Below are 13,441 nucleotides of genomic sequence, written 5' to 3'. Positions count from 1 at the left end.
TCATTAACTAATTTTAAATAATAGAATATAGTTTTTGTTTAAATTTTGGACAAAAAATCCCTTAGATTCAGCTCTACCAGGATATAAAATCCTGATAGAGTGAGTCTTCAAAAAAAATTAAAAATATAATAACTTAAAAAAATTCTAGTCCAGAATTCTATTTCTAATAACCGTAATCCTGAGTCAGATTATAGTTTGATTGTATAATATCGTTATAGATAGGAAGTAATTCTTTTCTATTTGTTTCAAAATATTGGGCGTATCCTTTTGCAGGATCATTGATGTAAGTAGCTGTCATAGCTGCTCTCCAATTGACTCTTGTATAGCCTGCCGGCGTATTTGCTACTGATGGCGTATAATATACGTCTGATCTGTCAACACCCGCAGGAACATACACATCAATTGCCTGAAGTGCTGCCTGTGCGGATTTTGTTTTGTCATATGGAGAAACCTTGTAATACAGATAAGAAGGAACATTCGCATACTGTCCCGTTCCATTTAACAGATCTGAAAGCTTTTGTCTGGTTTCAGCAATTTTTGTTGCTAAGAGATTCCAACGGATCAAGTCATATTTTCTAAGACCTTCTCCTCCGAATTCCAATAATCTCTCATGAACAATATAATTAAAGAATCCTGTTTTATCTGTCGGAATTGTTCCAGCCTGTCCTAAGTTACCTGCATATGCCCTGTTTCTAACTTGTCTTACCGCATCCACAGCCTGTGCAGAAGGATTGCCGTTGATTTCATTATCTGCTTCAGCAAACATTAGAAGAATGTCAGAGTAACGTAACAATGGCCAGTCGATAGCAAGATTTTGTGCAGTTCCTGTAACATTTGTCCAAGACTTTCTGAATTTTCCGTCTGTACACAAAACGCCTGTCGACAATATTGCCTGGTTGGTAGCATTGATCTGCATAGACGCTACGGTAAGGTCTCTTCTGACATCATATTTTCCGAATTCGTAAAAATAAGTTGCTATAGCATTGATACCGCCACTACTTTTCCAATTAGAAGCATCATCGTGTCGCATTCCGTTGTAATAACCAATCTTACTATCTGTTGCAGCATTACCTCCGTATGCACCTACTGCAAAGATAACCTCATGTGCTGCATCTTCCGTATTCTCATGCAATGGTCTGAAAGCTGCTTCAAAGCTGCTATTCAAACCGTGTTGCCCGGAATTGATAATATCTCTGCATTCATCATAAGCAATTTTGTAATACACCTCGGAATTAGATCCTTTTGCCATAACTCTTGGATCTCTTCTAAGAGAATACCCGGCTCTAGCCAAAGCAATTCTTGCTCTAAGACCTTTTACAGCAGCTTTGGTGAATCTTGTATTAGATGTTCCTGATTCTGATCTCCAGGGAACTAATTGTGCAGCAGTTGCAAGGTCTGCAATAATTTTATCATAAATAATATCCCTGTCCGTTTTTGGTAAATAAACCGATTCCAAATCTGATGAAGGCACCATTTGCATTGGAACATCACCCCAGTTTTTGATAAGATCATAATAGAACATTGCTCTCAGTGTCAAAGCTTCGCCATAGTAACGATCCATTAACGCTTTATCAGCTGTTGAACCTGTCTGATAAACGGGTGATAAAGGAATGTTTTTAATACAAAGATTAGCTCTTTCAATCCCTGAATATAATTTTAAAAATGGTCTGTTAAGATCCGGATTAGAAGTACAAGCGCCATACGTACTGATTCCCCTTCTGTCATTACAGTTATAATCTCCTGATGTTTTAAAATCATCAGCCGACTGGGGATAATATAAATTCAGTCTCTGTCCATATCCATCATCACCAATTATTTGGTTATAAACACCAACTAATGCGCTGAAAGTGTCGGCAGTGCTGTCAAACTGTTGTGCTTCGTTGGAACTGGAAATATTTTCTGCATTAAGGAAGTCTTCACAAGATGTAAAAATACTGAAGGCAACCAAACAACTAAGAATATAAATTAATCTGTTAATTTTCATTTTTTTGAATTAAAAAGTTACATCAATACCGGTTAAGAAAAATCTGCTTCGCGGAAAAGCCGCATAATCTACCCCTGGTGTAAGCGTGCTTTTTCTTGTACTCACTTCGGGGTCATAGCCAGAGTAACCTGTGATCGTGAATACATTATTGGCTGTTGCATACAATCTGAAATTGGTTATACCAAGCATTTTAAGAGAATCTTTTGGTAAAGAATAGCCTATTGTTATGTTATTAAGTCTTAGAAAAGAACCGTCTTCTATTGCATAAGAATGCAGAAAATAGTTACCGCCGGTTGGTGTCCACATTGTAGTATTGGCATTAAGAGCTGCCAACTCCGTAGGATCTGTAACTTTCACACCATCTGCATTGAACCACTTCCAACGATTTGCCATTTCTGCTAACATGTTCTGGTCTGTATATTGATACTTGGTTGTAAATTCAATTTTATTAGCATTATACACTTTATTTCCGACAGAGAAATTGAAGAATAAACTCATGTCAAAATTTTTGTAACGGAATGTCTGATTAAATCCTCCATAAAACTTAGGTTGGGCATTCCCAAGATCGGTCTGGTCTTTTGTATCAATTACCCCGTCACCATTCAAATCTCTTAATTTCAAATCTCCCGGCTGAGGCGCTTTGTTTCCTAAAGCAACAGAGCTTGAACTCGGAATTCCGTCTTTCAGTTTATAAGTACGGTTAGTTGCATTGTAATCAAAATCGCTTAGCTCATATCTGCCTTCCGTAACATACCCATAAAATGTTCCCACAGGTGCACCTATCTGAACTTTGAAGTCAAATAAGTTATTAACCCATCCTGATGGCTGAAGATAATAATCTGTTCCGGACTGTGTTAAAGACCCTAAACTTTTTATGACATTTTTGTTAGCTGCGATGTTGAAATCAGTTTTCCAGGTAAAGTTTTCATTACCAACGATAATAGCTCCCAAACTGAATTCGATACCTTTATTTTGAGTTTTTCCGGAATTTTGATATTGATACTCATATCCGGAAGTTTGAGGAATTTTAGCTAATAATAATAAATCTTTAGTGTCCGTGATATATCCGTCAAGTGCTCCATAGACTCTTTTATTAAACAATGTAAAATCTATACCCACATTCTGAGAAACGGTTGCTTCCCATTTGATGTTACGATTCGGCATAATGTTTATTGGCGCCGCTCCTGTAATAATTCCTACTCCACCAGTATATCCATAGGTACTTGACGGCATATAGAAAGTATCAAATGTGAAAGAAGCAATTCTATCATTCCCGGATTGTCCATAACCTGCACGTAATTTAAGGTCATTTACAATTTTGGAATCCTTCAGGAAGTTTTCTTCGCCAATTTTCCAGGCCAAAGATGCTGAAGGGAAATTGGCCCATCTATTAGAATACCCAAAAGAATTAGATCCATCTCTTCTTATAGATACCGTCGCAATATACTTGTTGTTGTAGATATAATTGGCTCTTGCAAAGAATGAAGCCAGTCTCATTGGAGGCTGAGCTGCTGCAATAGGAGCTTCCTGAACCATTCCCATAGGCGGCATTGCAAGGACAATATTTGCAAAAGCCTGAGTTGCTGATAAAGAAGTCGGCAACCATCTGATTGTCATGTCCGTTTTTTCGCCGTCTGTTTGTACAATCTCCTGCCCAAGCAATAGATCTAATTTGCTTTCACCAAATTTCTTTTTATAAGCAAGCGTATTACTATTTGTTATTCTTCTGCTTTGAGTACTTGTTAGCTGAACTACAGACATATCAGAATTGATCCTTGACAGATAAGTGGATGGTCCGGAAAACTGCTTGATATCCTGATCATTCTGGACATAACCAATGGTACTTTTGAATGTTAAATCCTTAAAAATATTATACGTAATAACTCCATTCAGGAATAAGTTATTAACATCATTATATTTTATTTCGTTATTGGCAAGCAAAACCGGGTTAACAAGGTTGGTAGTTGCATAATCATCTGTATCGAACTCATCAGAACCGGCACCTAAGCTAATACCGTTCTCAAATGGCTTATAACGGATAACATTTCTAAGCCTGTTGGTTGTCTGGGTTCCTGACGAGGATGTTCCTGCTCCCAGAATCGAAGTCCTGCTGTATCTTGCGGTCAATCCTACTTTCAGTTTCTTACTGATATCAAAATCATATTTGAAATTAGCCATACTTCTTTTGTAGCCGGAATTAAGCATAATCCCGTCTTCTTCCACATGATTCAATGCCAATGTAAATGCCGAATTGGAATTCCCTCCGGAAATGTTGATATTATGAGTATAATTAAATGCCTCTTTTCCAAAAACTTCATCCTGCCAGTTTTTGGTCTTGATAGTTCTATATTTATCAATTCCCACATCTATCAACTGCCCATTATCATCATAAGTCGGATTATAATTGCCATAAAGTTGTATAAACTTATCGATCTGATCCTGGTAACCATCTTTGTTACGAAGTTCATACTGGTACTGGACAAAATCATAAGGACTCATCACATCCAGAGTTTTTGCAATTGTTCTAACACCTGTATAACCATTATAGTTAATGGTGGTTTTAGCATTTTTTCTACCGCTTTTTGTTGTGATCAGAACTACTCCATTTGCTCCTCTTGCACCATAAATTGAAGTTGAAGACGCATCCTTAAGAACCTCTATAGATTCAATTTCTTTTGGAGAGATTAGGGATAAGGCATTATCCATCTGGATTCCGTCCACTATATAAAGCGGCGCATTATCCTGAGTGATAGACGTGCCACCTCTGACTTTAATTTCAGGATCAGATCCTGGCGAACCTTCGCCAAAAGTTACCTGTACACCAGCCATTCTGCCCTGGATAGCTTCTGCCGCACTATTTACAGGCATATCAGCCAATTGTTCTCCTTTTACGGAAGCGATGGAATTGGTCACATCTTTTTTAGACACAGTTGTATATCCCACCAAAACCACTTCATCAATCGCCTTCTCCTTATTACTATCAAATTTTGCTAATGAAACATTAATAACAGTTCTACCGTTGACTTCCACTTCCTGCTCCTCAAAACCTTTGGAACGAAACACAAGTGTTGCGGTTTTTGGAACGTTCAATTCATATTTTCCGGATTTATCTGTCATTGTAGAGAATTTGGAATTCCTTACAGAGATCTCGACATTTGTCAAAGGCTTCTTCTGATCAGACGTGATAGTTCCGGAAATTTTAATTAATTCTTGAGCTAATCCAAATGCCGGCAGTAAAAAGACCGATGCAATAGTCGTCTTTACAAAAGCACTTTGAATACCTAATTTTAAACCACTCATAGATATTTTTTAGTTTTTATAAATTTTAGCAATTATTTACTTAAAATAGTTGGAAATCTCACAATAAAAATGCAATCGATTGCACTTTAAATTTGAAACTTTTCTTAACTCGACTAAACTAAGATTATTTTTCAATTGACAAATAAAAAAAATCATTTTTTTATTAATATTAATTTAACATAAAGAATTATCATTAACAACAAACAATAATAAATTATTGATTTATAATAAATTATGACAAAATTAAATTTTAGGTATAAAACGACTCATCATAGAAATTAACTTTTATTTAACATTTAGTTTGATTAATTTAAGACCATAAAATAGAGTTTTGTGCAATTTTATTTAACCGAAATTTAACTTAATAGACTTAATTTTATAAAAAATCCCTTTTCTTCATCTTAAAATCAAAAATGAGTTAAAATCTGAGTCATTGTTTTACAAAACCTAAAATAAAAGCATAAATACTTATTTATCAAATACTTAATAATTATTTTATTCTGAAAAATAGTTTTTTAGCAAGAAAAGCAACAAATGACAAATTTTTGCATGAAATTAGTTTTACTGTGCAAAATTAAGCATCCAAAACACTACCTAATGAGTTTAAAAAATTCAATTATTTATTAATAAATACCTGATTATTAAATATTTATAATTAATTTGTTTTTTTTCTTTCTTGGTTAATATTTATATATATATTTACAGAAATTAATTTTTGTCTCAAAAAGAGCATTTTTTAATGCAATCGATTACACAAAATTAATTTTTAGTTCACATTATATTATAAAAAAATGACAACTTCAGAATTCAGATACGCTCATCATCCGGATGATGCAAAAAAATACACAACAGAAGATCTTAGAAGAGAATTCCTAATCAACAATTTATTTCAAGAAGGACAAATCAAATTAGTCTATACAATGTATGACAGATTAATTGTAGGAGGAGCAATGCCAACAGACAAAGTTTTAAAGCTTGAAACAATTGATGAACTAAAAGCTGAAAACTTTCTAGACAGAAGAGAAATCGGAATCATAAACGTTGGAGGAAAAGGGAAAGTAACAGTTGACGGAACAGTTTACGAACTTAATAATAAGGAAGCCTTATATATAGGAAAAGGAAATAAAGATGTAACTTTTGAAAATGTTGAGGGTGAACAAGCTTATTTCTATATCAATTCTGCTCCGGCTCACCATACATATCCTACAAAAAAGGTTACAAAGAACGAAGCTGAAATTGTAGAATTAGGTGATTCGAAATACGCTAATAGAAGAACAATCAACAAATTATTGGTAAACAGCGTTCTGGAAACTTGTCAACTTCAGATGGGAATGACGGAATTGCACGAAGGAAGCGTTTGGAACACAATGCCTTCTCACACGCATACCAGAAGAATGGAAGCTTACTTCTACTTCGATTTGGAAGACGGGCAATCGATTTCACATTTTATGGGACAGCCTCAGGAAACAAGACACATTTTCCTTAAAAATAGAGACGCCGTGATTTCTCCGGAATGGTCTATCCACTCTGGTGTTGGGACTTCAAATTATACATTTATCTGGGGAATGGCGGGAGAAAATATGGACTACGGAGATATGGATGCTGTAAAAACTGACGAATTAAAATAATGAAATATTTTCTCGCTGATTTTGCCGATTTAGCTGATTTTAAAATCTGCATCATTTGCGAAATCTGCGAGAATTAAAAAATTATCAACGATATTTCTAAATGAAAAATTTATTTGACTTAACTGGAAAAGTAGCATTAGTAACTGGAGGAACACACGGTTTAGGCTTGGCAATGGCAGAAGGTTTGGCTTCAGCAGGAGCGGAATTGGTTGTAACCAGTACTACTCCATCCAAATTGGAAGAAGCCATTGCATATTACCAGTCAAAAGGATACAAAGCAACAGGCTATATTTTTGATGTGACCGATGAGAAAATTGCCGCTGAAAAAGTGGCAGAAATCGAAGTTAATCACAAGCAAATCGATATCCTTATTAATAATGCCGGAATCATCAAAAGAATTCCCGCTTTAGAAATGGAAGTTTCCGATTTCCGAAAAGTGATTGATGTGGATTTAACGGGACCTTTCATTATGTCTCAGTTGGTCGCAAAAAGTATGATTGCCAGAAGAGCCGGAAAAATCATCAACATCTGTTCTATGATGAGCGAACTGGGTCGTGACAATGTCGTGGCTTACGCTTCTGCAAAAGGCGGATTGAAAATGCTGACTAAAAATCTGGCAACAGAATGGGCAAAACATAACATTCAGGTTAACGGAATCGGTCCCGGATATTTTGCAACGTCTCAGACAGAACCAATCAGAGTTGACGGAAATCCATTCAACGAGTTCATTATCAGCAGAACACCGGAAGGTCGTTGGGGAAATCCCAAAGATTTGGCAGGAACTGCAATTTTTCTGGCTTCCGAAGCAAGTCAGTTCATCAACGGACAAATCATCTACGTTGACGGCGGAATCCTAGCCACAATCGGAAAACCTTCAAACGAATAAAGTCTTTCATCTATCAGTCTATTATCTATTAGTCTTATGAACACACTTACAAAACCATTTATTACAGATACATTTTTATTAAAGAACAAATTCGCTGAGGAGTTGTATTTCAGATTTGCTGAAAACCAACCGATTATCGATTATCATAACCATTTGCCTCCGAAAGAAATTGCAGAAAACCGTCAGTTTGAGAACATTACCCAGGTTTGGATTGGTGGCGACCATTACAAATGGAGAGCGATGAGAACGATGGGCGTGAACGAAAAATTTATTACCGGAGACGCTTCTGACAAAGAAAAATTTGCAGCCTGGGCAAAAACAGTTCCGAATACGTTGAGAAATCCTTTGTTCCACTGGACCCATTTGGAACTAGCAAGATATTTTGACGTCTATGATTTGTTGAGCGAAAAAAATGCGGACCAAGTTTACGAAAATGTATCCGCTCAGCTTCAAACGCCTGAGAAATCTGTTCACGGCTTGTTGAAAATGAGAAATGTGGAAACGGTTTGTACGACAGAAGACCCGATTGATACTTTAGAATATCATCAAACAATCAAACAAAATAATATCGGAATCACAGTTAGCACGGCTTTCCGTCCTGACAAAGCGATTTTGATTGATAACGAGGATTATAATTCTTACATTGATAAATTAGGCGAATCCGCAGGCATCGAAATCCAATCTTACAAGGATGTACAGGATGCACTAATCAAAAGGATTGAATACTTTCACGCCAACGGATGCAGATTGTGTGACCACGGATTGAATAACATTTCTTTTGAAACGTTCACAGATTCGGAAATCAACTCAATTTTTGAAACTAAAAGAAAAGGAGAAACATTGACGCCACATCAGATTGAGCAATTCAAAACAGCCATTTTGTTGTTTTTGGGCGAGACTTACCATTCATTGGGCTGGGTTCAGCAATATCATTTGGGCGCGTTGAGAAACAACAATGCAAGAATGTTGAAAGTTCTTGGGCCAGACACAGGTTGGGATTCCATAGGCGATTTCAGTCAGGCTGCAAACCTTTCGAGATTCCTAAACACATTGGATTCTAAGGATAAATTAACAAAAACAATCATTTATAATCTGAATCCAGCCGATAACGAAATTATGGCAACAATGATTGGAAATTTCAACGATGGTTCGGTAAAAGGAAAAGTACAGTTCGGTTCCGGCTGGTGGTTTCTGGACCAAAAAGACGGCATGGAAAAACAGATGAACGCGCTTTCCAATATGGGACTCATAAGCACATTCGTTGGGATGTTGACCGATTCCAGAAGCTTCCTTTCGTTCCCAAGACACGAATATTTCAGACGTGTATTGTGTAACCTTTTAGGAAACGAAATCGAGTCAGGCGAACTTCCTGAGGATTTGGATTTAGTCGGAAAAGTTGTGGCAGATATTTGTTATTTTAACGCTAAGGAATATTTCAGTTTTTAAAATGTCATCCTGAGGCTCTCGAAGGATTTCAGAATAATTAGGGCAGCTTAATCCGCCTGTAGTTTATCCTGAGCTTGTCGAAGGGCTCCCGCTCAAACCTAACGAAGTGGTTCATCGATTCAAATCAAAAAATATAAAGGATGAGATAATTCGGGCTGCAAGTGATTCAACGGATAAAAAGCTTATTTAAGCGAAGCGGCTTTGCGACCTTAAAAGCATTGAACTAAATAAAAAATCTTTGCGCTCTTTGCGTTCAAAAAAGAATTAGAATAAAAAATGGAAACGAAACAAACATCCAAAATATATTACAAATCCGATTCAACAGAATGGGAGAAAATCGATGATTATATCGACCGCCAAATTTTCGGCTACGACGAATCTGTAATGATGGTAAATGTCTGTTTCAAAAAAGGCGGAATCGGATACAAGCACAAACATCCTCACATTCAGGTAACTTATGTTGCAGAAGGAAAGTTTGAAGTCAACATCGGCGAAGATATTTCGATTTTGAAAAAAGGCGATTCATTCTTCGTTCCTTCCAATGTTCTTCACGGTGTTGAATGTCTGGAAGACGGGATTTTAGTAGATGTTTTCAGCCCGTTTAGAGAAGATTTTATAAAGTAATTAATTTCTCTCTGCGAACATTGTTAAGTTTTACGCCTTTGTGAACTTAAAAACATAGAATTAACTAAAAAATCTTTGCGCTCTTTGCGTTCAGAAAAAATAAAAATTAAGAATCTCGATTCTAAAAAAAACTACATAAATGAGCAAAGTTGTAACCTTTGGCGAAGTATTGATGAGATTGTCTCCGTCCGACAGCAAAATGCTGAGACAAAGCCGCGAAATGGAATTCTTCTTCGGAGGAACAGAAATGAATGTCGCTGCGTCTTTAGCAATTATGGGATGCGAAACGAGACACATAACCAATGTTTCCAGTTGTTTCATCGGAGAATCAGCCATTGCAACAATGAAAAGTTACGGGATTGATACACAATTCGTCAACAGAACAGAACATCCAATTGGATTATACTTCATGGAAGTTGGTTCTGCAATGCGTGCCAGCCGAATTTCCTATAATCGTTTGAATGGCTCTTTTGCCAACATCAAACCGGAACAAGTAGATTGGGAAAAAGCTCTGGAAGGTGCTGAGTATTTCCACTGGACAGGAATTTCTCCTGGAATTTCGGAAGGTGCTTATGAAACTTTGAGGCAAGGTTTGCAATTAGCTCATTCAAAAGGAATTGAAATCACCGCTGACCCTGCTTATCGCTCCAATCTTTGGAAATACGGAAAAGAAGGATTCACTGTTCTTAAAGAACTCATCTCCTACTCTACGATTTTCATCGGCGGGGTGAACGAAATCAATGAAATATTGGGAACAAGTTTCGGATACGATAAAGATAGTTTTATCCAAGCTGCTGAGACATTAATGAAAGAAATTCCTTCCATCAAAAAAGTATTTGATAAAACCAGAATTGGTGTTACGGCAAGTAATCAGGCGACACAGGGAAGAGCTTTGGTCAATGGACAATATTTTGAAACCGAAAGTCTGGAAGTGAATCCCGTTGTGGACAGAATCGGAACCGGAGATGCTTTTGCAGCAGGTTTGATTTACGGTTTAATCCATTTCGATGATGAGAAAGCTTTGAAGTTTGCCAACGCAGCCTGCGCCATCAAACATACGATTTTAGGTGATGTGAATCTGAGCAGTGCCAATGATATTCTGGAAGTGATGAGTGGCAATTCAGGAGGAAGAATTAAAAGATAATTTAGAAATTAATTTTAGGAAAAATTATCTTTTGGCTAAAGCCAAATTAGAAAAACAAAGAAAACATCGGCTAAAACCGGACGCAATTGATGAAAAATTTGTGACGATTTAGAAATCACAAAATTCAAACATTGCATTGCAAATATCAATAGGATTGGGCTTTAGCCCATTCAAAAAATAACAGTAAAAAGGCTTTAGCCTAAATTTAAAATGACAAAGATTCAATTAGTGACGAATGCGATTATCAAACAAGGTATGTTGCCTTTGTATTATAATGCAGACGAAACGGTAACTCTCGAAATACTGAAATCGCTTTACAGAGCAGGAATCCGTGCAGTAGAATACACAAGCCGTGGTGAATCTGCACTAAGCAATTTTACAAAAATGGTTGAAGTTCGAAATGCTGAAATGCCGGATATGCTGCTTGGAATCGGAACCATTAAGAATCAAAAGCAAGCTGAAGAATATTACAAAGTTGGTGCTGACTTTTTCATCAGTCCCGGATTTGTTTCAGAGGTTGCAGAATTCCTGATTCCGAAAGATGTGTTGTACAGTCCGGGTTGTATGACGCCGACAGAAATCATCGAAGCTGAAAATGCAGGTGTGACTTTCGTCAAATTATTCCCTGGAAATGCTTTAGGAACTGGATTTATGAGCGCCATCAAAGATGTGTTTCCAAACTTGAAATTTATGCCAACTGGCGGTGTTGACACAACCAAAGAAAACATCGAAAGCTGGTTCAAAGCCGGCGTTTCCGCGGTTGGAATGGGAAGTAAATTAGTCAGTAAAGAACTGATGGCTTCTAAAGATTACGCAACCATCGAAAACGAAACGAAAAAAGTATTGGACATCATCCAATCTATCAAATAATTATTGAAAACTAAATTCCTAAAACCTATATGAGTTCAGTCAAATCCTTAAAACCAAGTAATTTCAGATGGTCCATCTGCGGACTTCTGTTCATTGCTACAACCATCAATTATCTTGACAGGCAGGTTCTTTCTTTGACCTGGAAAGATTTTATACAACCCGAGTTCCATTGGAATAATAATGATTATGGAAACATCACGGCATTGTTCTCAATTTTCTATGCAATAAGTATGTTATTCGCCGGAAAATTTGTGGATTGGATGGATACGAAAAAAGGATTTCTTTGGGCAATTTTCATTTGGTCAATTGGAGCTATTTTACACGCATTCTGCGGCATCGCAACTTCGGGAATTTTGACAGGAAACTGGTTTGTAGGCTTTGCAGAATCAAAGGAAATTATTGGAACTTTAAACAATATCTCTCTGGTTACAAGCACAAGTGTGACGCTTTTCATCTTTACAAGATTCGTTTTAGCCGTTGGTGAAGCAGGAAATTTCCCTGCGGCAATTAAAACGACGGCAGAATATTTCCCTAAAAAAGACAGGGCGTTTTCTACAAGTATCTTCAATGCTGGAGCAACTGTTGGTGCATTAGCTGCGCCAGTTACTATTCCTTTCATCGCCAAATCGATGGGTTGGGAAATGGCATTTATCATCATTGGTGCGCTTGGATTCGTTTGGATGGGACTTTGGATTTTCTATTACAAAAAACCTCATCAGCATCCGAAAGTTAACGAACACGAATTGGCTTATATCCAGCAAGACCAGGATGATGTTGTAGAAACTATGTCTGATGAGCCTCAGAAAAAAATGAGCTTGAAACAGGCTTTTGGATACAGACAGACTTGGGCTTTTATCTTTGGTAAATTTATGACAGATGGTGTTTGGTGGTTTTACCTTTTCTGGACTCCGGCCTACCTAAGTTCAGTTTACGGAATGGATAGCACGCAAAGTGCATTACCACTCTTCGTTTTGTATATGATAACCTTGATTTCCATTGTCGGAGGCTGGCTTCCAAAATATTTTGTAGACAAAAAAGGAATGAATCCTTACGCAGGAAGAATGCGTGCTATGTTGATTTTCGCTTTCTTTCCATTATTAGCTTTGGTGGCGCAACCTGCAGGAAGCATCAGTTATTGGATTCCGGTTTTAATTATTGGGGTCGCTGGAGCTGCACATCAGGCTTGGTCGGCTAACATCTTCTCAACAGTTGGCGATATGTTCCCGAAAAAAGCAATCGCAACCATCACAGGAATTGGCGGAATGGCTGGAGGAATCGGTTCTTTCCTGATTAACAAAGGGTCCGGATTACTGTTCGATCATGCCCACAAAGCCTGGACAACCATTGACGGCGTTCCACTTTTGGAAAAATATCCTGAATTTAAGGATACAAGGCTTCCTGATAATCTGTTGGTTCAATTGAAAAATTCCGGTGCTGTCATTTCAGACGGTATCGACAAAGGATATATGATTATTTTCTCAATCTGCGCAGTAGCCTATCTGATTGCGTGGTTTGTAATGAAATCATTGGTTCCTAAATACAAAATCATTAAAGAATAA

The 13,441-nt window shown here is 37.1% G+C and carries 9 protein-coding genes; 7 read left to right on the top strand and 2 right to left on the bottom strand.

Going from position 1 to position 13,441, the window contains the following annotated elements; all coding sequences use genetic code 11:
• Window positions 1-163: 163 nt before the first annotated feature.
• Together AC5P2S_RS07130 and AC5P2S_RS07125 are read right to left on the bottom strand one after the other, a co-directional pair.
• On the bottom strand, window positions 164-1,984 hold the full coding sequence (locus AC5P2S_RS07130) for a RagB/SusD family nutrient uptake outer membrane protein (protein WP_494556741.1): 1,821 nt from the start codon (window positions 1,982-1,984) through the stop codon (window positions 164-166).
• 9 nt (window positions 1,985-1,993) lie between these two features.
• The gene (locus tag AC5P2S_RS07125; protein ID WP_494556740.1) at window positions 1,994-5,284 is read right to left on the bottom strand and encodes a SusC/RagA family TonB-linked outer membrane protein; all 3,291 of its coding nucleotides are present in this window, start codon (window positions 5,282-5,284) and stop codon (window positions 1,994-1,996) included.
• 791 nt (window positions 5,285-6,075) lie between these two features.
• Between AC5P2S_RS07125 and kduI the strand changes: the two genes are divergently transcribed.
• From kduI to AC5P2S_RS07090, 7 genes are all read left to right on the top strand, one after another.
• Window positions 6,076-6,912, top strand: a complete 837-nt coding sequence (gene kduI / locus AC5P2S_RS07120; RefSeq protein ID WP_494556739.1) for a 5-dehydro-4-deoxy-D-glucuronate isomerase — start codon at window positions 6,076-6,078, stop codon at window positions 6,910-6,912.
• Window positions 6,913-7,012: 100 nt separating this feature from the next.
• Entirely contained in the window at window positions 7,013-7,798 is a 786-nt protein-coding gene (locus AC5P2S_RS07115; protein WP_494556738.1) for a gluconate 5-dehydrogenase, read from the top strand.
• 36 nt (window positions 7,799-7,834) lie between these two features.
• A complete protein-coding gene (uxaC, locus tag AC5P2S_RS07110) occupies window positions 7,835-9,244 on the top strand; it encodes a glucuronate isomerase (protein WP_494556737.1) in 1,410 nt (469 codons plus the stop codon).
• A 276-nt stretch (window positions 9,245-9,520) separates the two neighbouring features.
• Complete coding sequence (locus AC5P2S_RS07105) at window positions 9,521-9,868, top strand: cupin domain-containing protein (RefSeq protein ID WP_494556736.1); 348 nt, start codon at window positions 9,521-9,523, stop codon at window positions 9,866-9,868.
• Between the two features lie 139 nt (window positions 9,869-10,007).
• The gene (locus AC5P2S_RS07100; RefSeq protein ID WP_494556735.1) at window positions 10,008-11,012 is read left to right on the top strand and encodes a sugar kinase; all 1,005 of its coding nucleotides are present in this window, start codon (window positions 10,008-10,010) and stop codon (window positions 11,010-11,012) included.
• A gap of 210 nt (window positions 11,013-11,222) precedes the next feature.
• Window positions 11,223-11,882: a beta/alpha barrel domain-containing protein gene (locus AC5P2S_RS07095; protein WP_494556734.1), complete on the top strand. Its 660-nt coding sequence runs from the start codon at window positions 11,223-11,225 to the stop codon at window positions 11,880-11,882.
• A gap of 29 nt (window positions 11,883-11,911) precedes the next feature.
• Window positions 11,912-13,441, top strand: coding sequence for an MFS transporter (locus tag AC5P2S_RS07090; protein ID WP_494556733.1), 1,530 nt, complete (start codon window positions 11,912-11,914; stop codon window positions 13,439-13,441).

This window comes from Epilithonimonas sp. 33E (assembly GCF_059372615.1).
The sequence above is the reverse complement of the archived record's forward strand: the minus strand, read 5'-3'. Positions and strand labels throughout refer to the sequence as shown.

Coding starts and splice junctions, on each gene's coding strand:
- AC5P2S_RS07100 (WP_494556735.1), top strand. CDS start 10,008: ATGAGCAAAGTTGTAACCTTTGGCGAAGTATTGATGAGATTGTCTCCG.
- kduI (WP_494556739.1), top strand. CDS start 6,076: ATGACAACTTCAGAATTCAGATACGCTCATCATCCGGATGATGCAAAA.
- AC5P2S_RS07090 (WP_494556733.1), top strand. CDS start 11,912: ATGAGTTCAGTCAAATCCTTAAAACCAAGTAATTTCAGATGGTCCATC.
- AC5P2S_RS07095 (WP_494556734.1), top strand. CDS start 11,223: ATGACAAAGATTCAATTAGTGACGAATGCGATTATCAAACAAGGTATG.
- AC5P2S_RS07105 (WP_494556736.1), top strand. CDS start 9,521: ATGGAAACGAAACAAACATCCAAAATATATTACAAATCCGATTCAACA.
- AC5P2S_RS07125 (WP_494556740.1), bottom strand. CDS start 5,284: ATGAGTGGTTTAAAATTAGGTATTCAAAGTGCTTTTGTAAAGACGACT.
- AC5P2S_RS07130 (WP_494556741.1), bottom strand. CDS start 1,984: ATGAAAATTAACAGATTAATTTATATTCTTAGTTGTTTGGTTGCCTTC.
- AC5P2S_RS07115 (WP_494556738.1), top strand. CDS start 7,013: ATGAAAAATTTATTTGACTTAACTGGAAAAGTAGCATTAGTAACTGGA.
- uxaC (WP_494556737.1), top strand. CDS start 7,835: ATGAACACACTTACAAAACCATTTATTACAGATACATTTTTATTAAAG.